At 49.3% G+C, this 19,726-nt stretch carries 15 protein-coding genes and 1 other annotated feature; of the genes, 2 read left to right on the top strand and 13 right to left on the bottom strand.

What is annotated here, in order from left to right:
• Positions 1-42: 42 nt before the first annotated feature.
• Positions 43-1,245, bottom strand: a complete 1,203-nt coding sequence (locus KNO61_RS06805) for a bifunctional folylpolyglutamate synthase/dihydrofolate synthase (protein WP_214872836.1) — start codon at positions 1,243-1,245, stop codon at positions 43-45.
• Between the two features lie 109 nt (positions 1,246-1,354).
• Here KNO61_RS06805 and KNO61_RS06810 point away from each other — a divergent pair, with 109 nt between their 5' ends.
• Both KNO61_RS06810 and KNO61_RS06815 read left to right on the top strand, forming a co-directional pair.
• Positions 1,355-2,791: a protein adenylyltransferase SelO gene (locus KNO61_RS06810; protein ID WP_214872837.1), complete on the top strand. Its 1,437-nt coding sequence runs from the start codon at positions 1,355-1,357 to the stop codon at positions 2,789-2,791.
• 91 nt (positions 2,792-2,882) lie between these two features.
• Positions 2,883-3,338 carry an ASCH domain-containing protein gene (locus KNO61_RS06815; protein WP_214684737.1) on the top strand — a complete coding sequence of 152 codons (456 nt, stop codon included), beginning with the start codon at positions 2,883-2,885 and terminating at the stop codon, positions 3,336-3,338.
• A gap of 1,328 nt (positions 3,339-4,666) precedes the next feature.
• On the opposite strand, the gene KNO61_RS06820 is transcribed toward KNO61_RS06815, so the two are convergent.
• The 12 genes from KNO61_RS06820 to lon form a co-directional block, all read right to left on the bottom strand.
• The gene (locus KNO61_RS06820) at positions 4,667-5,473 is read right to left on the bottom strand and encodes a hypothetical protein (protein ID WP_143404753.1); all 807 of its coding nucleotides are present in this window, start codon (positions 5,471-5,473) and stop codon (positions 4,667-4,669) included.
• 152 nt (positions 5,474-5,625) lie between these two features.
• Positions 5,626-5,820 (bottom strand): DUF5388 domain-containing protein, encoded by a 195-nt coding sequence (locus tag KNO61_RS17485; RefSeq protein WP_168169889.1) that lies wholly within the window; start codon positions 5,818-5,820, stop codon positions 5,626-5,628.
• A gap of 449 nt (positions 5,821-6,269) precedes the next feature.
• The gene (locus tag KNO61_RS06830; RefSeq protein WP_214872838.1) at positions 6,270-7,025 is read right to left on the bottom strand and encodes a hypothetical protein; all 756 of its coding nucleotides are present in this window, start codon (positions 7,023-7,025) and stop codon (positions 6,270-6,272) included.
• Between the two features lie 92 nt (positions 7,026-7,117).
• A complete protein-coding gene (locus tag KNO61_RS06835) occupies positions 7,118-9,769 on the bottom strand; it encodes a valine--tRNA ligase (RefSeq protein ID WP_214739655.1) in 2,652 nt (883 codons plus the stop codon).
• Positions 9,770-9,827: 58 nt separating this feature from the next.
• Positions 9,828-10,049 (bottom strand) — a binding site (T-box leader).
• Between the two features lie 47 nt (positions 10,050-10,096).
• Positions 10,097-11,401 (bottom strand): glutamate-1-semialdehyde 2,1-aminomutase, encoded by a 1,305-nt coding sequence (hemL, locus tag KNO61_RS06840; protein ID WP_031421390.1) that lies wholly within the window; start codon positions 11,399-11,401, stop codon positions 10,097-10,099.
• Positions 11,398-12,378: a porphobilinogen synthase gene (hemB, locus tag KNO61_RS06845; protein WP_078146538.1), complete on the bottom strand. Its 981-nt coding sequence runs from the start codon at positions 12,376-12,378 to the stop codon at positions 11,398-11,400. The genes hemL and hemB overlap by 4 nt, the downstream gene beginning before the upstream one ends.
• Positions 12,375-13,007: a uroporphyrinogen-III synthase gene (locus KNO61_RS06850; RefSeq protein WP_078146537.1), complete on the bottom strand. Its 633-nt coding sequence runs from the start codon at positions 13,005-13,007 to the stop codon at positions 12,375-12,377. The genes hemB and KNO61_RS06850 overlap by 4 nt, the downstream gene beginning before the upstream one ends.
• Positions 13,008-13,032: 25 nt before the next feature.
• Positions 13,033-13,950, bottom strand: a complete 918-nt coding sequence (gene hemC / locus KNO61_RS06855) for a hydroxymethylbilane synthase (RefSeq protein ID WP_078146536.1) — start codon at positions 13,948-13,950, stop codon at positions 13,033-13,035.
• A 52-nt stretch (positions 13,951-14,002) separates the two neighbouring features.
• On the bottom strand, positions 14,003-15,349 hold the full coding sequence (gene hemA / locus KNO61_RS06860; protein WP_214872839.1) for a glutamyl-tRNA reductase: 1,347 nt from the start codon (positions 15,347-15,349) through the stop codon (positions 14,003-14,005).
• A gap of 185 nt (positions 15,350-15,534) precedes the next feature.
• Positions 15,535-16,704, bottom strand: coding sequence for an AI-2E family transporter (locus KNO61_RS06865; RefSeq protein WP_214872840.1), 1,170 nt, complete (start codon positions 16,702-16,704; stop codon positions 15,535-15,537).
• 110 nt (positions 16,705-16,814) lie between these two features.
• Entirely contained in the window at positions 16,815-17,408 is a 594-nt protein-coding gene (gene yihA, locus KNO61_RS06870) for a ribosome biogenesis GTP-binding protein YihA/YsxC (RefSeq protein WP_078146534.1), read from the bottom strand.
• Positions 17,409-19,709, bottom strand: a complete 2,301-nt coding sequence (lon, locus tag KNO61_RS06875) for an endopeptidase La (RefSeq protein ID WP_214691150.1) — start codon at positions 19,707-19,709, stop codon at positions 17,409-17,411.
• Positions 19,710-19,726 lie beyond the last annotated feature (17 nt).

A 19,726-nucleotide genomic window follows, 5' to 3' on the forward strand; every position in this document is an offset into this window, starting at 1 on the left:
TGAAAAAATATACATCTATTTCTTTGACATCAGGTAAATGTTTTAGCTTAGGAAACGTCTCACTTCACTGATGAAATAAAGGGACCCTGTCACAATCAACGTCTCACTCGTCGGTGCTTCCATCCAATCGCTTAGCCATTCTTTCCATTCAACGAAGCGTGCCCCATCTTTTAAAAGCTGATCTCTCGTTCTCGCACGAGGAAAATCAAACGTTGTCTCGTACACGTCGCCAATCTCTTGAAGCGCGTGAATCATCGTGTCACGGTCTTTATCTTCTAAAATCGCCGTCAACACCGTCACATCTTTCTCTTGTTTGGCTTGCAATACTAACGCCTCGATGCCTTCTTGATTGTGTGCCCCATCTAGAATGATACGCGGTCGTTTCGATACCAGTTCGTATCGACCCGGATGTTGTGCTCGCTCGAGCCCTCTTCGGATTGCGTCATCACTCCAGCCGAGGTGACGCGCAACCGCCACGGCGCACGCCCCGTTGTATGCTTGATGATGCCCCGTCAAGCCGAGCACGACAGATGGCGTATCCTCATACGTCACGACGGTCTCTGCCCCGTCCACAATCTTCTTCACGATTGGACGAACATCTTGAATGGAAGAACCTAAATCGTCCCCTCTTTGATGCAATAACTCAATCAACGATTTCTTCTCGATACTGTGGAACATCGGCACGCCACGTTTCATGATGCCGTACTTTTCCAGCGCAATCTCTTCAAGCGTATCGCCGAGAATCCCTTGATGGTCATGCCCGATAGACGTGACGATTGTCGCGAGTGGCTGCTTCAACACGTTCGTCGAATCGAGGCGACCCCCGAGACCGACTTCCCAAATAATCAAGTCTGGACGTGCGTCATCAAAATAGCACCATGCCATCATCGTCAAGAGCTCGAACTCCGTCAACGTCTCTGGCGCATCGTCCGCACACGCTTTGACTTGATTCGCCACGTCGACGAGCGCGTCTTCAGGAATCGGTTCCCCGTTCAACATGATCCGCTCCTCGAACTGAATGATATAAGGGGACGTGAATGTGCCGACGGATAAGCCGTTCTCCATCGCCATCGCCCGTAAAAACGCGACGGTCGACCCTTTTCCGTTCGTCCCGGCCACATGGATGGATCGGCGTTCTTCTAACCCTAACTGCTCAATCATCCAGCTCATCCGCTCAAGACCCGGTTTGATCCCGAAGCGAAGCTGTCCACTCAACCAATCGAATACATCTTGTCTCGTCTTCATCTTCCACACTCCTACTGTTTACACTTCTGTTTCATTTTATCAAAATTCACGACAGCCGTTATGGAAAACAGTCTGTGCTATACTCGAAGCGAAGAAGGAGGCATGCGCCATGACAACTGACTGGAACTTCGAGGCGACGTACCTCGAACTACGTGACATCTTTTACGACCGTGGGCCCATCCATCCGGTCGACAATCCGACACTCGTCTTGTTTAACGATCCATTAGCCGCTTCGCTCGGCCTTGATGCGCAAAATGTCAAGCAAGACATCGATTTACTTGCCGGCAATCGTCAAACAGAGACGTCTTTCTCTCAAGCATACGCCGGACACCAATTCGGCAACTTGACGATGCTCGGGGACGGACGCGCCCTCATGCTCGGGGAACATGTGACTCCGAACGGGAAGCGTGTCGATGTGCAACTGAAGGGTTCTGGACCGACGGAGTATTCTAGAGGGGGCGACGGACGAGCCGCACTCGGGCCAATGGTACGCGAGTTCCTCATCAGCGAGGCGATGGACGCCCTCGGCATTCCAACGAACCGGGCGCTCGCCGTCGTTCAGACAGGGGAAGCCATCATGCGTCAAGGTCCGAAGCATGGAGCCATCCTGACTCGGGTCGCCTCAAGTCATCTTCGTGTCGGAACATTCCAATTCGCAGCAGGCGCCGGCTCCATCGATGACGTCATCGCACTTACTGAAGTAGCAATCAAACGACACGACCCAGACTTGATCGATGCACCGAATCGCTATGAACAGTTCCTCGGACGCGTCGTCGAAAGACAGGCGAGACTGATTGCCAACTGGCAACTCGTCGGGTTCATTCATGGGGTGATGAATACGGACAATATGTTCATCAGCGGTGAAGGTCTCGATTACGGACCATGCGCGTTCATGGACACGTATCATCCGGAGACGGTCTTCAGCTCGATCGACCGAGAGGGACGTTACGCCTATGCGAATCAACCATATATCGGGTCTTGGAACCTCGCCCGACTGGCGGAGACGTTGCTTCCGCTCCTTGGCGAAACGAAAGAAGAAGCGGTTGATGTGGCGAACAAGCAACTCACCCGTTATACCGAGTTGTATAAAGAAGCGTACTTTACCGGTCTCGCACATAAGATTGGCTTATTCGTCCGAAAAGATGGTGACGATGAGCTAGCGGATGAATTGCTCCGCTTGATGATGGAGACGGAGGCAGATTATACGAATACGTTCCGCTCGTTGACGCTCGGTGAGATTGAATCGCTCCCATTCGCAACTCGGGAAGACGGGAAGGCGTGGATTGACGCTTGGCGAAAACGCCTAAGCGAACAAGGTCTCCCGGACGAGGACGTCAGTCGAATCATGCGCCAATACAACCCGGCCGTCATTCCTCGAAATCATCATGTCGAAAAAGCGATTCAAGCAGCAGAACGAGGCGACTTCGGCCCGACCGAGGCGCTACTCACGATTTTGCGTGACCCCTATAACTACAATCAACCGTCTGAGTACTTATCAGCAGGTCCACCGCGGACGTATCCGTATCAAACGTTTTGTGGCACGTGAACCATCTCGCTTTTGCGAGATGGTTTTTTGAAACTTCTTTTTATTTCTTACGTAATATGGAGTGCTCTTAATTCGAAAGGAAATGATCATGATGAATGAAATGACACTCGCTTATTGGAATCAATATTGGAAAGATAGTGAAGAGCATCCGCCGACTGATGTCGAAGCGTTTCAATTCGGAGATGATGCCAATACGCTAGCCGAACTGGTCGTCTCTGGAAAGAAAACCGCAACATGTTCCGCACATATACTTTATGAGATTGAGAATGAACCACTCCCTTACGTCGGGCAGTACGCAATCGTTCTCAATGCAGCGGATCGACCAGTTGCCATCATTCAAACGACTGAAGTTACGATTCAGGCGATGAATGAGGTATCCGAAGCGTTTGCATTAGCCGAAGGTGAAGGAACATACATCGAATGGTGGGACATCCATGAGCGATTCTTTAGTGAGTTACTTCATTCGTATCAATTGTCGTTTGCACCAAATATAAACATTGTCTGTGAACGATTTACAGTAGTGGATCGATTCAATGCGAAAGAGTGATTGAACGGGAAGATGACATCGAGTGAAGAATAAATTTTTGATAAAGACCCGAGCGTCACTCTCGACGTTCGGGTTTCTCTGTTTCTGCAAATCGATTCATAATAGCTGGTTTAAGATGAAGAGTTGTTAAATACATAGTCTGACTACTAAGTTAGATGATTGGGATCTGATAACGGCCAGGTTACCAGATTTTTCATGCCGTTTTTCTTACTGTAAAGATCTTCATAATCCTATGTTTTTCATAAAAGAAACCGCTTTAACAACAGCTTTTTTCAGGTTTAAGCTCATAAGGAGCAATGTATACATGTAGATTTGTATACTTATGTACCGTTTTCAAAAAATTACTTAGTTAGATCAATGTGGCTCTGAACATTCAGCAAGGACGAAGCAAGAATAGGAACTGATCAACGAGAGGTTGTCGACAAGCAACACAATCTTGATCGCGATCCTTTGTGAGATTGCACAGGTGAACAGAACCTACGACTATCGACGAATTATCATGACAGTCAACCATAGGACGATACCAATATGGACTAACGCATTCAATAAGAAGCGTATCTATCGTTTCATATGGTTCCTTGAGATTTCTTCAGTCATCCATCAGAAGCGAAAGTGTTACAAAAAGTCGTTCCCGTAGCACTGACCAAGAACCTGATAAACCGAGAATTTAGCCTCTCACGACTGAATGAGAAATGGTGTATTTACGTCATGGAGTTCTAATATGGACCTGGTATCTTGGTGAGAGTATGACGATTCGATTGTCGCCTACGGCTTCTGAGAATCCAACACACTGGGTTCGTCTTCCGGACGATGACCCCAGCAATTGCTGGGCTATGTACAGGAGCTGGTTCGAGGACCTATAAAGATCGTCGGTTTTGAGGTACCCTGAAATTCGCAATATACTATGTGCTTTAGTTCCAGGTTTGTAACGAACCCACACCAGCCATCACGACTTACATATACAAACAGATCGTCTCTAGAAACAACTAAACGACTTAAGTTCTGTTAAATACAGGACTCAAGCCGTTTAGTCTAATTTTTATTTATTGCTCTATCTACTTAATGAGGAGAAATTCATGATGTGTCAGAATTTTTTAAAAGTTGATAAATAGTTTTTGGTGCACTTGATTCTAATTATTCCTCTTTTTTATTTTTGTCAAAAAGACTCCCAATCCAAACGATAATTCCTATAAAGATTGGGAGACCTAAAATAAAAGTAAGTAAGTTTTTCGGCACGATTTCATTATATATATATAACAACACTATTGATAAGACGATAATAACTAAATATTTAACAAACGTTTTCACTAACTACCATTCCTTTAATATTATTTCAATTCAATATAGTCATTTTTAGGCTTACTATCTCTAGCATCAATCCACTTAGCTAATCCAGTACCTAAATCCATATAGTTCATCGCCCATGCTGACCCTGCTCCTACCGCGACTGCTAATTTCGGTGCTCCCCAAGCTTTCAACCTACTTACCACTGTTTTAGTAAATATTCGTTGTGCTTCTTTTTTTCCCTTCTTGATAATAAATTGGGATACGCCTCCAGCTACCCCTCCCACAGCTATACCAAAGAGCGTATTAAAAGTAGCTGCTGCAAATTTAACACTAACTCTTGCTTGAAATGCGTTTGCTTCTTGAGTGCTAAATGCATCAATAATTGTATCTTTTATTACAAACTCTTTTTCCTCTTCATTCTGAATTTCCTCAATATTTTCTTCTAATTGTTCTTGGGCTACAGGTAAGTCATTGTAAATGCCAGAACTCTTATCAAAGAAGTCAGTTAATACTTCAGCAAAGGCCTTATCTTCCTCCATGTTATCAAATCCATATATAGTAATTTGTTCTTCTATTAAAGCATCAAACAACTGTCTTTGCTCTGGACTCATTTCATCAACAGATGGAATATTTTCTACAGCCTCTTCTAAATCAAAATCATCTGATAAAACTTCTTCACTCAGCTCTACTTCTTCGAATGAATGGAGTGCAGAAGTAGAAACCAAGACATTATCTAATGTAAATTGATTTTCTTGCTCTTGTGCTTTGCTATCCTGTGTTGGGATTGAGCTTAAAACGAATACTACAGCTGTAACCAATGATACTTTGCCTAGAAATGATTTTTTCAAAACGTTCCCCCTAAAGATATTTAATATTATCCAACAAAGGACAATGTACCAAAAAAAGGATTAATAGACAATATTATTTCAACGTAAATTTACTTTTTTTTAAAAATAATAGAAAGAGTGAGCAATGTCAAAATACACATTGCTCACTCTTTCTATTTCTTTTGCTTCATCATCAAAACATCTCGAATCATCTCGTATTCTTTCCTTTCATTTGAAGAGAGTAATTCAAGATACTCGTCAATCATCGTTGAAATGATCGCATCTGCTGAATCTGCTTTGCCCATCGTCACTAACGCTGATAATTTATTTTTTGTAAGGTTTGAAACACGAACAGTGCTTGATCCTATATTGACCGAGTTCTTAGCTACCCGTTTATTTGAGGTTTACTTTCTGAGACGTGGTTTTCGATCCCACTGTTTGATATTCCGATACCTCAGCCTTATATTTTTATTGAGGCGCTTCACCTTTAGGGTATCTTTATCTAACTTTAGTCGGTCAACCAATTTAGCCACATTTGACCGGTGTGGCAATCAGTACGCTCTTCACGTCTTCTCACTATATGTCAACAGGTCGATTGCCGTTTTGGAGTGAGGAAGACGAGGTATGAAATTCTTCTATAACATACTTTCGTCAGTGGTTGGAGTTCTATATTTTACATATATCGTCCACCTGTTTCGAATCGGTTTTACGACCCCGCTCTACACTTAGATTTCAATGCTATTGACGATTGGAGTCATCGCCTTGTGGCTTTTCAACAAACGACCCGAACGTCGCTCTTGACGCTCGGGTCTTAATATTATTCTGAATCCCGAAAAGGAAACGATACAGACGAAGGCTCCGGTAACGAATCAGCGAGTGCCAACAACTCTTCTTCCGAGATATTTCCTGTCACGATAATCAGTTTGCCTTGGGTTAAATAGTATAAACCGTTCCCGTATGATTGCTCCAATACATACGGTTCTGGCTGTTCCGACATCTCCCCTTCTACTTCAGTGAAAGAATCCGTCGCAATGATACTGATGAGGCGTGTCTCATCATATAACGTCCAAAGCTTCACCGGCCAATCGCTACCTGAATAATCAGCGCTGATGGCCTCCATCTCTTTATTAGGAAGATCTAATCCGTGAGCGAACGCTGATGATGTCTCCGGAATCCCAAAACGTTGCATGCCACGCTGCGCCCATCCATTTCTTTCATCATGAATTAATACGCCAAACGGGTTCTCACGGTCAGGGACGGTCATCGCAACTAAACCGATCCCCCCGACCATCGTCTCCGTTATAATGTGATCCTTCGACAAGTGTCTTGTCGAGCCATCTTCATATTGAAGGGTGATTTGTTCCACGACCGCGTCTGAGACCCGTTCCGTGCCTGGTTGTACTTCGGCAATCGTCGTCCCCGTCACGTCTACGTCGGGGAATTGCGATTCATCGATCACTCCCTCCTGTTCTACCTCTTCCACACCCGCCTTCTCCACAGCCTTCGTCTCTTCTGACGGTGTACATCCAGCCAGTCCCAACATAAGAACACATACTATTCCGATTCGTCTCATCTCATATCCCCTTTTCTACGTCTATCTCTTCAAATTCTACCAAAACACAAAAAAACCTTCTTCAGAGAATCAATCTCCAAAGAAGGTGTGTCTTACTTACGCAACTCTTCCAAACGGGCGCGGACCGCGTCACGCTTGTCGAGGTAGTCTTTTTCTTTTGCTTTCTCTTCGTCGATGACGTGAGCCGGTGCCTTGGCGATGAAACCTTGGTTTCCGAGTTTCTTCTGCACGCGCTCGACTTCTTTTTCATACTTCGCCACTTCTTTTTCAAGACGGGCGATTTCTTCTTCGAAGTTGATGAGGTCTGCGAGCGGGATGAAGAGCTCCGCTCCCGTCATGATCGCGGACATCGACTTGTCCGGAGCCGTGAGGCCACGTCCGATTTCAAGCTCTGTCGCATTCGTGAACTTGCCGATCGTCATTTCATTCGCGCTCAAGTAACCTTGTGTCGCATCGTCGCTCGTCGAGATGAAGAGCTGAATCGGTTTAGACATCGGTGCGTTCACTTCGGCACGGATGTTACGAACCGAGCGGATGACGTTCATCACAGCTTCAAACGCTGGAACCGAATCGGCGAAGTGAAGGTCGTCACGACGCGTCGGGTAGCTTGCACGAACGATTGAATCGCCTTCGTGCGGCAAGTGTTGCCAAATTTCTTCTGTAAGGAACGGCATGAACGGATGCATGAGACGCATGATCGAATCGAGCGTATGTGCGAGGACCGAACGGGTCGTGTGCTTCGCTGCTTCGTCCTCACCGTACAACGTGAGTTTCGCCATCTCGATGTACCAGTTACAGAACTCTTCCCAAATGAAGTTGTACAAGTAACGACCGGCTTCACCGAACTCGTACTTGTCGACGAGGCGTGTCACTTGGTCGATTGTGTCGTTCAAGCGCGTCAAGATCCACTTGTCAGCAAGCGTCTTCTCACCTGTGAGGTCGATGTCTTCGACTTTAAGACCATCCATGTTCATGAGTGCGAAACGGCTTGCGTTCCAAATCTTGTTCGCGAAGTTCCATGTCGACTCGATCTTCTCCCAATAGAAACGAAGGTCGTTCCCTGGTGTCGAACCTGTGAGGAGGAACCAACGGAGTGAATCCGCTCCGTATTGGTCGATGACTTCCATCGGGTCAACACCATTACCGAGAGATTTCGACATCTTGCGTCCTTCCGAGTCACGGATGAGACCGTGGATGAGGACATCATTAAACGGTTGCTTCCCTGTGAACTCGAGTGATTGGAAGATCATCCGTGATACCCAGAAGAAGATGATGTCGTATCCTGTAACGAGCGCGCTCGTCGGGAAGTAACGGTTGAAGTCCGGTGCGTCCGCATCCGGCCAGCCCATTGTTGAGAACGGCCAAAGTGCTGACGAGAACCATGTGTCGAGGACGTCTTCGTCTTGTGTCCAGTTCTCACTGTCCGCTGGCGCTTCTTTCCCTACATACACTTCTCCTGTCTCGTTATGGTACCAAGCCGGGATGCGGTGGCCCCACCAAAGTTGACGACTGATACACCAGTCGCGGATGTTCTCCATCCAACGGAGGTACGTGCCTTCGAAGCGTTCTGGGACGAAGTTGACTTTCGTGTCGTCGTTTCCTTGTGCCTCGAGTGCCGCTTTCGCGAGTGGCTCCATGTCAACAAACCATTGTTTCGAAAGGTATGGCTCGATGACTGCGCCTGAACGCTCTGAGTGACCAACCGAGTGCGTGTGCGGCTCAATCTTCACGAGTGTGCCGTCCGCCTCAAGGTCTTTCACGAGTTGCTTGCGGCATTCGAAGCGGTCGAGCCCTTCGTACTTGCCTGCGTTCTCGTTCATCTTCCCGCCTTCATCCATGACGAGGATGCGTGGAAGCTCGTGGCGGTTTCCGATTTCAAAGTCGTTCGGGTCGTGTGCTGGCGTGATCTTCACGCAACCTGTACCGAACTCCATGTCGACATAGTCGTCGGCAACGATCGGGATTTCACGGTTCATGATTGGAAGCATGATCGTCTTGCCGATGAGGTGTGTGTAACGCTCATCTTTCGGGTTCACGGCAACCGCCGTATCACCGAGCATCGTCTCAGGACGTGTCGTCGCGATTTCGATATGACCTGAACCGTCAGCGAGGGGATACTTCATGTGATAGAACGCACCCTCGACTTCTTGATAGATGACCTCGATATCTGAAACGGCCGTCTTTTGAGCCGGGTCCCAGTTGACGATATATTCGCCACGATAGATCAAGCCTTTTTCATAAAGACGGACGAATACTTCTTGAACGGCTTTTGAGAGCCCTTCGTCGAGTGTGAAGCGTTCACGCGAGTAGTCGAGACCGAGACCAAGTTTTGACCATTGGTCGCGAATCGTCTTCGCATACTCGTCTTTCCATTCCCACGTCTTTTCGAGGAACTTCTCACGTCCGAGGTCGTAACGCATGACGCCTTCTTCACGGAGCTTTTGCTCGACTTTCGCTTGTGTCGCAATCCCGGCGTGGTCCATCCCTGGGAGCCAGAGCACGTCATAGCCTTGCATACGCTTGAGGCGTGTCAATAAATCTTGGAGCGTCGTATCCCAGGCGTGACCGAGGTGAAGTTTCCCGGTAACGTTCGGTGGTGGGATGACAATCGTGTAAGGTTGTTTCGAATCGTCCTCGTCTGCTTTAAATACATCGTTCTCTAACCAGTAATCGTACCATTTTGACTCCGTCGCACTTGGGTCGTACTTCGTCGGCATGGTGATTTCATTTGTCTCATGGGCCATGTGTAGCGCCTCCTCTATCTTATTGGTGAACACAAAAACGGCTTCTCTCGTCCTATACGCTAAGGACGAAAGAAGCCGTGATCTTCCGCGGTACCACCTTAGTTCGCCAAAAAATGGCGCCCTCAAAATCGAATAACGGTCGATGGACCGAACTTTCCTACTCCATTCAGAAAGTCAGCTCCGAGGCGACTTCCGCGTCCATCCCTCGCAACCTTTCACCAAGCGGTCGCGTCTCTAAAAGGAATGGAGGATGCGTACTACTCCTCATCAAAGCCATTCATCATATCTGTTAAATAATTGTAGCGACAGAAACGTCAGCAGTCAAGATTAGAGTGAAAACTCTTCTTGAAGCTCCTTGAACGTCGCCTCGACCGCTGCGATCGTCTTCTCGATATCCTCGTCCGTATGAGCCGTCGAGAGGAACAATCCTTCGAACTGTGACGGTGGCAAGAAGACGCCGCGCGCCGCCATCTTCTGATAGTAAGAGCGGAACATCTCGAGGTTTGCCGACTTCGCTTTCTCGAAGTTCGTCACTTTCTCGTTCGTGAAGAAGAAACCGAACATCGAGCCAGCGCGGTTCGTGTCGTGTGGGATGTTGTATTTCTCGCCTGCTTGCGTGAAGCCTTCCGCGAGACGGTCTGCTTTACGCTCGAACTCGGCGTAGTGCTCCGGTTTGAGTTGCGAGAGTGTCGTGTAACCGGCAATCATCGCAAGTGGGTTACCCGAGAGCGTCCCAGCTTGATAGATTGGACCTTGTGGTGCAATCTGTTCCATGATTTCACGTTTCCCACCGTAAGCGCCGACCGGAAGTCCGCCGCCGATGACTTTCCCGAGACATGTGAGGTCCGGTGTGACACCGAAGTACCCTTGTGCACAGTTGTACCCGACACGGAAGCCCGTCATGACCTCATCAAAGATGAGAAGCGCGCCGTTTTGTTCCGTGATCTCGCGGAGTCCTTCGAGGAATCCTGGTTGTGGTGGCACGAAGCCCATGTTTCCTGCGGCCGGTTCGACGATGACACCAGCGAGGTCGTCTCCGTATTTCTCAAAGGCGACGCGGACTGCGTCCAAGTCATTGTACGGAACCGTGAGCGTATGGCTTGCGAGTTCTTTCGGTACGCCTGGAGAGTCCGGGAGACCGAGCGTCGCGACACCAGACCCGGCTTTGATGAGAAGCGAGTCCCCGTGTCCGTGATAGCATCCTTCGAACTTCAAAATCTTCGTCTTCCCTGTGTAGCCGCGTGCGAGGCGAAGTGCCGCCATCGTCGCTTCCGTTCCTGAGTTGACCATACGGACCATCTCGATCGATGGGACACGATCGATGACGAGTTCTGCCATCTTCGTCTCAAGCTCGGTCGGTGTCCCGAACGTCCAGCCTTTTTCAGCTTGTTCTTGGATCGCTTTCGTGACGACCGGGTCGCGGTGACCGAGGATGAGTGGTCCCCATGAGAGGACGTAATCGATATATTCGTTGCCGTCGATGTCATAGACGCGTGAGCCTTCACCGCGTTCGGCGAAGATTGGCGTCATCCCGACCGATTTGTAGGCACGGACCGGGCTGTTGACACCGCCTGGCATGAGAGGACGGGCTTGTTCGAACGCTTCTTGTGAGCGCGTTTGATTGTATGTCATGCGTAGTCTCCTTCCAAATAGCGACAGACGTCTTTTGCGAAATACGTGACGATGAGATCGGCACCGGCACGTTTGAATCCGACCATTGTCTCCATGACGATGCGTTCTTCGTCGACCCAGTCGTTGAGTGACGCGGCTTTGATCATCGCATACTCTCCGCTCACGTTATATGCCACAATCGGCATATCGAGTGAGTCGCGCATGTCACGGATGATGTCCATGAACGCGAGAGCCGGTTTGATGATCATGAAGTCGGCACCTTGTTCCACGTCCGATTGTGACTCACGGAACGCCTCACGACGGTTCGCCGGGTCCATCTGATACCCTTTACGGTCGCCTTCTCCAGGAGCCGATTGGGCTGCGTCACGGAACGGTCCGTAATAGGCTGATGCATATTTGACACCGTAGCTCATGATTGGAATGTGGCTAAATCCGTTCTGGTCGAGACCTTCGCGGATAGCTGTGACGAATCCGTCCATCATCGAACTCGGTGCGATGATATCGGCACCCGCTTGTGCTTGCGTAATGGCTGTCTGGACGTGAAGTGGAAGTGATGCGTCGTTATCGACGTCCCCATCTTTCACGAGACCACAATGACCTGTCGACGTGTACTCACAAAGGCACGTATCGGCGATGACCGTGAGCTGTGGCGCCCACTCTTTCACTTTACGAATCGCTTCTTGGACGATGCCGTGGTCATGATACGCTTCACTGCCTTCTGGGTCTTTATGTTCCGGCACACCGAACAAGAGCACAGATTGGAGACCGAGGTCGACGATTTCTTTAATCTCTTCTTCGAGTCGGTCAAGTGAATAATTGAAGACGCCAGGCATCGAGCTGACTTCACGTTTAATGTTAGTCCCTTCAATGATGAAGAGCGGGTAAATCAAATCTTCTTTTCGAACATGATTTTCACGTACGAGGGCACGCATCGACTTCGATGAGCGAAGACGACGGTGACGGTCAAACTGGTTCATGAAAAATCCTCCCCTACACACTGTATTAATGCATCCATAGTATAACATTCTGGCACTCGTACCGGTAACGTCGACACTTGTCGGACAGCGCGTTCGGTCACTTCGCCAATGGCGTACCACGTCCCGTTGAAGTGGGACAAGTATGGTGTGAGCGCATCGACGGCCGACGGACTCAAGACGAGTAACGCCTTCACCGTCTCGAGTTGTTGTTGTTGGTCCGAGGTCAATCGGATTGGAATCGTCTCATAGACGACCCAGTCATACACGCAAGGCAGCATCGACATATGGGACGTGTTCGCCAAATTGCCACGTGCAAACAAGACGACATCATCGGTCGAAACAACGTCAGATAACTGCTCAAAAAGCGCCTCACCCGTATACGTCTCCGGCATGAGCGAGACGGTAAAGCCCTCCGCTTCAAGCGCCCGCTTCGTCTTCTCCCCGACAGCGGCGACCTTGACGTCACGCGTCAGATTCCGAAGGGCTTGCACCGCGTTTTGACTCGTGACGACGAGCCAATCGAATCGTTCCACGGGTGGCGGTGTATACGTCTCTCTCGTCTGAATGAGCGGGACATGATGAACGGAAAGACCGCTCGCCTCGAGCCGTGCCCGTTGCGAAGCGGTCATTCGTTTCGTTCCCGTGTACCAAACGTCACTCATTGACCGAGGCGAGGATTTCACGCCCGCCACGACCGAGCAATTCTTCTGCGACGTCCATTCCGAGTGCGATTCCGTCCGTTGACGTCTTCGTCACGCGAAGCACTTCTTTCCCGTCCACTGACGCGATGAGACCTGTCAGTGTCACGTCGTCACCGTCGACCGTCGCATAACCGCCGACCGGTACGTGACAACTTCCTTCGATCGCTTTTAAGAAGGTGCGCTCTGCTGTAGCCGCTTTCGCTGTCACTTCATCATGCAACAATTGAAGCACTGCCGTCACTTCTGCGTCGTCCTTGCGGCTCTCGATGGCGAGTACGCCTTGTCCGACAGCAGGTACCATGACGTCCGGGTCAAGCGCTTCGAAGTCGACACGATCTGTCCACCCCATCCGTTCAAGTCCGGCTTTCGCGAGCAAGATGGCATTGTAGTTCTCGGAGTCTAACTTCTTCAGACGCGTGTCGATGTTTCCACGAATCCATTGAATCTCAAGGTCAGGACGGGCTGCCAAAATTTGAGCACCACGACGGAGTGAGCTCGTTCCGACAATCGAACCTTTTGGAAGCGTCTCGAACGTGTAGCCGTTCTCACAGATGAGGACGTCACGCGCATCGACACGTTTCGGCATGCAGCTAATATAGAGTTCTTCTGGTAGTTCGGCCGGAACGTCTTTCATGCTGTGTACGGCGAAATCGATGTCCCCATCGAGCATCTGTTGTTGAATCTCTTTGACGAACAACCCTTTCCCACCGACTTTCGACAATTGCACGTCGACGATTTGGTCACCTTTCGTCACGATTTCTTTAATCTCGAACTCGTTCTTTGCTCCAGCTTGCTTCAACTGCTCGATGACCCATTTTGTTTGAGTCATGGCGAGTTGGGAACGGCGTGAGCCGACAATGATTTTCCGCATGTTCAATCTCTCCTTCATAGAAAAAGGCGACACGCGTCGCCTTTTTGTCTTGTTAGCGCATCAATGCGCGAAGTGGTGCTTTGGCAGAAGTGGCATCTGTTTCTTCCACTTCGTCTACAGGTTGTTCCGGCAACTCGACATCAAGTCCGAACGTCTCGATGAATTGAGCGATTCGAACGTTCGCGTCCGGTTGAGCCGCTGCATCTTTAATGTAGTCAATCGGGTCACGAAGCATTTGATTGATGATCGACTTCATGTGCTTCCCGATGACTTTCTTGTCTCGTACTGACAAATGGTCGAGCTTACGCTCAAGACTCGTCATCGTATCTTCTTGAATATCAAGGGCACGAGCACGCAACTCGTTCATGATTGGCACGACACCAAGCGTGATGAGCCATGTTTGGAACTCTTGAATCGCTTCATCGATTTTCATTTCAATCTTTTCAGCCTCGACGAGACGCGCTTCAAGATTTTTGTTTACGATTCCATTCAAATCATCGACATCGAACAAATGCACACCCGGAAGTGTCGCGACCGCTGGATCGATATCTCGCGGCACAGCGATGTCAATGAGAAGAAGCGGACGTTCGCGGCGCAGCAACTGCGCAGCCGCTACATCGTCGTATCCAATGACGGCATCCTTCGCCCCGGTCGAACTAATCAAAATATCTGCATCAAGTAATCCACATGCGATCTCACGAATCGAATGGGCACGGCCTTTGAACTTATCCGCTACAGCTTTTGCTTTGCTCTCCGTCCGGTTGAAGACAGCGATTTGTTTCGCACCAGCTTCAAATAAGTTGAGTGTCGTCAATTCACCCGTCTCACCGGCTCCGACGACGACGACTTGTTTGTCTTCAAGCTGTTGATACATCTCTTGTGCGAGCGTCACGGCAGCCGAACTGACCGATACAGACATTTCCCCAATTTGCGTGTCCGTATGGGCGCGCTTGGCGAGTGTAACCGCTTCTTTGAATAATTTGTTGAAGACCGTTCCTGTCGTTCCATGCTCCTGGGCACGGAAGAAACTCGTCTTCACTTGACCTAAAATTTGTGTTTCCCCGATGATCATCGAGTCGAGGCCCGACGTGACACGGAACAAGTGGCGAATCGCCTCTTCCCCTTCTCGAATCGACAAGTATGGTGTGAACTGCTCCATCTCTAAGTTGAACCAGTTCGCCAAGAAACGTTTCGTGTAATAACGTCCAGTATGGAGTTGATCTGTCACGACGTACAGCTCTGTCCGGTTACACGTAGACAAAATAACCGACTCGAAAATGCTCTTCTCTTCGCGAAGTGCAATCATCGCATCCACGATTTCTTGCTCCCCAAACGAGAACTGCTCCCGAATCGCGACAGGGGCTGTCTTGTTATTTAGTCCAACGACGACAATATGCATGTATCTCTTCCCCTCATCTAAAATCCACCGACGGTTATCTCTTCTTTATTTCAATCTCTACCGTACATTATAACAGTTCTTATCTGGTAACTATAATCTTCTGTTTGATTTTCCTAAAATAAAATAAGAACTTTTTGTGACAAAAAGAAGTAGAAATGGCGAAACTCCATTCCTACCCTTTCTTCTTATGGATTTGGAGAGTTCGGGTCCGTGATGATCGAACTCTCAGGTTCCTCTTTGTCCAAATAATGTTCTCGTTCTCGTAATTTATAGATGCGAACAATATTCTGGACAACCGTTTTGGCGACCGCATAAAACGGTACAGCGATGAGCATTCCGATGATACCAGCCAAATTCCCGGCTACGAGCAAGACGATGATGATCGTGAGCGGGTGTACTTTTAACGACTTCCCTTGAATGAGTGGCGAGATGACGTTCGACTCAATCTGTTGCACGACGATGATGACAACGATGACCCATAATACCTTGATTGGATCTTGAATGAATGCCACGACCACTGCCGGTGCAGCCCCTAGGAACGGTCCAACGTAAGGGATGATATTTGTTACCATCATGAAGAGTGCGAGCAAGATGGCATAATCTACACCGACGATCCATAGACCGATCAGTGACGTGATTCCAACGAAGAATGCGACGAGCAACTGAGCGTTGACGTAGCTCCGCACCGTCTCGTGCATGTCATGCAAGATGTGACGCGTCTCTTTCTCATAGCTCGAGGGTATGAGTTTGACGATAGCGTCTGGTAAACGTTTCCCGTCGAGTAACATGTAAAGGAGCATGAACGGGATGACGACAATCGTGATAACCGCTGACGTCACGAAACCAACGACTTGCCCAAATGACGAGGCGATATTTCCGAACAAATCACCTAAGTACGACGTGATGTTCGTCGTCAAGTTACGGAACATCTCGTCATTTTCTGCCATGAAGCGTGCAAAGAACTCATTTTGTAGCAACGTGTCACGGACAGCGAACGCCTGTTTCTGAAGTTCTTTTGCGATACTCGGCATAGAGTTGACGAGCGACGTGATTTGTTCGCCTAAAACCGGTCCGAGAATACTGAAGACAAGTGTAAAAATAAGCACGAGTCCGATCAGTGTGATGGCTACAGCTAGCGTTCTCTTCCCTTTTAAGCGTTTCTCTAAGAAATCGACAATCCCGACCAGAAAATAAAAGAAGAGTCCGGCCACAATAAGCGGAACCGTGACGAGTGCCAAGATGACTTGAATCGGTTCAAACACGAATGAGATCTGTGTCCCGACCCAAATGACTAAAAAGATGGTCAGCGTCCAAAAGAGGGCGCGATACCATTTGTTTTCAAACATGCGTTGCATTTCTCCACCTCGTTTACAATGATGACTATGTACTAACTATGATTATACGATAATTACCCGCTTGCGGGCTGACAAAAACAAAAAGGCGAAGGAATCCCTTCGCCTTCTCCTTATTCGCCTTCAGTGATGAGTGCGTAAATCGCTTTCCATGCCTCGTCTTTTCCTTCTGCCGTCTCGGCTGAGAAGGCGACAAAACGGTCAGATGGATCGAATTGAAGCTTGCGTTTCACCGCCGCCTCATGTTTTTGACGCTGACTCTTCTTGATTTTATCGAGTTTCGTCGCCACAACGATGACCGGAATCTCATAATGTTTCAAAAAGTTGTACATCGTCACATCGTCACCCGTCGGATCATGACGGATATCGACGAGTAAGACGACGCCGCGAAGCGCCTCTTGACTCGTCAAATACTGTTCCATCATGACGCCCCACTTCTCACGTTCCGTCTTCGAGACTTTCGCATATCCGTATCCCGGAACGTCAACGAACATGATCTCATCATTGATGTTGAAGAAGTTGAGGGTCTGTGTCTTCCCTGGTTTCGAAGACGTCCGTGCGAGCGCCTTCCGTTGGCAAATCTTATTGATGAACGACGATTTCCCGACGTTCGACCGCCCGGCAAGTGCCACTTCCGGCAAGTCATGGACCGGGTAATGGTCTGGCGCGACGGCACTCGTCACAAACTCTGCTTTGTTGATCTTCATTTAATTTCCTCCAAATGCTACATCTAGTACTTCATCGAGTGTCGTCACGGGAACGAACGTCAATTTCTCACGAACCGTCTCTTGAATATCATCGATGTCTCGCTCATTATCTTTCGGAATGACGATGGTCGTCAACCCGGCCCGATGAGCAGCGAGCGCTTTTTCTTTCAATCCGCCGATCGGCAAAACACGTCCACGGAGTGTGATCTCACCTGTCATCCCGACGTCGCGATGGACTTTCTTCCCGGTCAATGCGGAAATCAAGGCTGTCGCGATCGTGATGCCGGCCGACGGTCCGTCTTTTGGCACGGCACCCTCTGGCACGTGAATGTGAATGTCTTGTCGCTCATAGAACGTCGGGTCAATCCCGAACCGCTCTGCGTTTGCACGGACATAGCTATATGCTGTTTGTGCCGACTCCTGCATCACATCACCAAGTTTACCCGTCAACTGAAGTTTGCCTTTCCCTGGAGCGAGCGCCACTTCGATTGTGAGCGTGTCGCCACCAAACGCCGTGTAGGCAAGGCCTGTCACCGCACCGATGGAGTCCTCGGTCTCCCCTTTTCCGTAGCGATACTTCGGCTTCCCGAGATACGTGATGATCGCCTTTTTCGAAATTGTGACCCGTTTCTTCTCCCCGATGGCGATTTGTTTCGCGGCTTTCCGGCAGAGTGATCCGATGACGCGTTCTAAGTTCCGGACGCCGGCTTCACGTGTGTAACGACGGACGACTTCATAGAGCGCATCTTCTTTAATCGTCAACTGACTCTTCTTCAATCCGTGCTCTGTCAACTGTTTCGGCACCAAGTGACGCTTCGCGATCTCTACTTTCTCAAGCTCCGTGTATCCACCGATTTGAATCAATTCCATCCGGTCAAGAAGCGGTGCTGGGATTTGTGAGACATCATTCGCAGTTGCGATAAAGAGAACGTTCGACAAATCGAACGGTTCTTCGATGTAGTGGTCCGAGAAGGAGACGTTTTGTTCTGGGTCGAGCACTTCTAGCATCGCGGACGCCGGGTCCCCTCTGAAGTCAGAAGCCATCTTGTCGATCTCATCGAGCAAGAAGACCGGATTTTTGCTTTCCGCTTGCTTCAGCCCACGGATGATCCGTCCTGGCATCGCACCGATATACGTACGACGGTGCCCGCGGATTTCCGCCTCATCACGAACCCCTCCGAGCGAGACGCGAACGAAGTGACGTTCAAGCGCCGACGCGATGGAGCGGGCGAGCGACGTCTTCCCGACCCCTGGAGGTCCGGCGAGACAGAGGATTGGTCCACGAAGCGAGTTCGTCAACTGACGGACGGCCAGGTATTCGAGGATTCGGTCTTTGACCGACTCCAAGCCGTAATGGTCATCGTCAAGGACGTCTGCCGCATGTTTCACGTCAAGCTTGTCTTCCGTCTCAATGCCCCATGGAAGAGAAGTGACCCAGTCGAGGTAGTTACGGATGACCGCATACTCCGGAGACGTCTGCGGCACGACGTTCAATCGTTCCGCTTCACGCATGACGTTCTTCCGCGTCGTCTCTGGCAAGTCGAGCGCCTCTAACTTCTCACGAAGGCGGTTCGGTTCTGACTCTTGCGTCTGGTCACCGAGCTCTTGTTGAATCGTCTTCATCTGTTCTCGTAAGTAATACTCGCGCTGTGACTGCTCAATCGACTTCTTCGTCCGCTCGCGCATCTCTTGCTCGAGTTCGATCACTTCGACCTCATGTGCGATGATTTCAAGCAGTTCAAGCCCTCGTTTGACCGCATCTGCTTCTTCAAGCATCGCTTGGCGAAGTTCGACGTCGACATCAAGTTTAGACGTGATATAGTCCGTGAGCGATTCAAGCCGCTCATACATCTCGAAACGACGACGCTCATCTGGCGACATGCCCTTGATGTTTGCGACAAGTTTTCCGAACTGCTCTTTCAACAGACGGACGAGTGCCGTACGTTCGACCTCTTCTCCTTCAGCAAGTTCAAGTGGTTCGACGTTGGCGAACCATCCTTCATCTGTCGATTCAATCGAGTCAACACGGACACGCTCTTTCCCGACGATCCGAACCCGAATCGTCTCGTTCGACAGTTCACTCATCTTCGCAATGTGGACACGTGTTCCAACCATGTATAAGTCTTCCGGTTCCGGTGACTCGTTCCCTGTTTCTTTCTGCGTCACGACAATCAAATCTGTTTCATGCTCCTTTGCGGCAAGGAGCGCCCGAAGGGATAACGGGCGTCCGACATCGATGGTCACACCGATGAGCGGATATACGACGACTCCTCGCAAAGGAAGGATTGGTAATTTTTCCATATACAATGCCTCCTGTG

Origin of the sequence: Exiguobacterium sp. s140, assembly GCF_018617035.1 — a bacterium.
In the GTDB taxonomy this organism is placed as follows: Bacteria; Bacillota; Bacilli; order Exiguobacteriales; family Exiguobacteriaceae; genus Exiguobacterium; species Exiguobacterium profundum.

What these genes read in the sequence shown, in the direction of transcription:
- KNO61_RS06830 (WP_214872838.1), bottom strand. Translation starts at nt 7,025, where the DNA reads ATGAGACGAATCGGAATAGTATGTGTTCTTATGTTGGGACTGGCTGGA.
- KNO61_RS06805 (WP_214872836.1), bottom strand. Translation starts at nt 1,245, where the DNA reads ATGAAGACGAGACAAGATGTATTCGATTGGTTGAGTGGACAGCTTCGC.
- hemB (WP_078146538.1), bottom strand. Translation starts at nt 12,378, where the DNA reads ATGAACCAGTTTGACCGTCACCGTCGTCTTCGCTCATCGAAGTCGATG.
- KNO61_RS06815 (WP_214684737.1), top strand. Translation starts at nt 2,883, where the DNA reads ATGAATGAAATGACACTCGCTTATTGGAATCAATATTGGAAAGATAGT.
- KNO61_RS06865 (WP_214872840.1), bottom strand. Translation starts at nt 16,704, where the DNA reads ATGCAACGCATGTTTGAAAACAAATGGTATCGCGCCCTCTTTTGGACG.
- lon (WP_214691150.1), bottom strand. Translation starts at nt 19,709, where the DNA reads ATGGAAAAATTACCAATCCTTCCTTTGCGAGGAGTCGTCGTATATCCG.
- hemL (WP_031421390.1), bottom strand. Translation starts at nt 11,401, where the DNA reads ATGACATACAATCAAACGCGCTCACAAGAAGCGTTCGAACAAGCCCGT.
- hemA (WP_214872839.1), bottom strand. Translation starts at nt 15,349, where the DNA reads ATGCATATTGTCGTCGTTGGACTAAATAACAAGACAGCCCCTGTCGCG.
- hemC (WP_078146536.1), bottom strand. Translation starts at nt 13,950, where the DNA reads ATGCGGAAAATCATTGTCGGCTCACGCCGTTCCCAACTCGCCATGACT.
- KNO61_RS06850 (WP_078146537.1), bottom strand. Translation starts at nt 13,007, where the DNA reads ATGACCGCTTCGCAACGGGCACGGCTCGAGGCGAGCGGTCTTTCCGTT.
- KNO61_RS06810 (WP_214872837.1), top strand. Translation starts at nt 1,355, where the DNA reads ATGACAACTGACTGGAACTTCGAGGCGACGTACCTCGAACTACGTGAC.
- yihA (WP_078146534.1), bottom strand. Translation starts at nt 17,408, where the DNA reads ATGAAGATCAACAAAGCAGAGTTTGTGACGAGTGCCGTCGCGCCAGAC.
- KNO61_RS06835 (WP_214739655.1), bottom strand. Translation starts at nt 9,769, where the DNA reads ATGGCCCATGAGACAAATGAAATCACCATGCCGACGAAGTACGACCCA.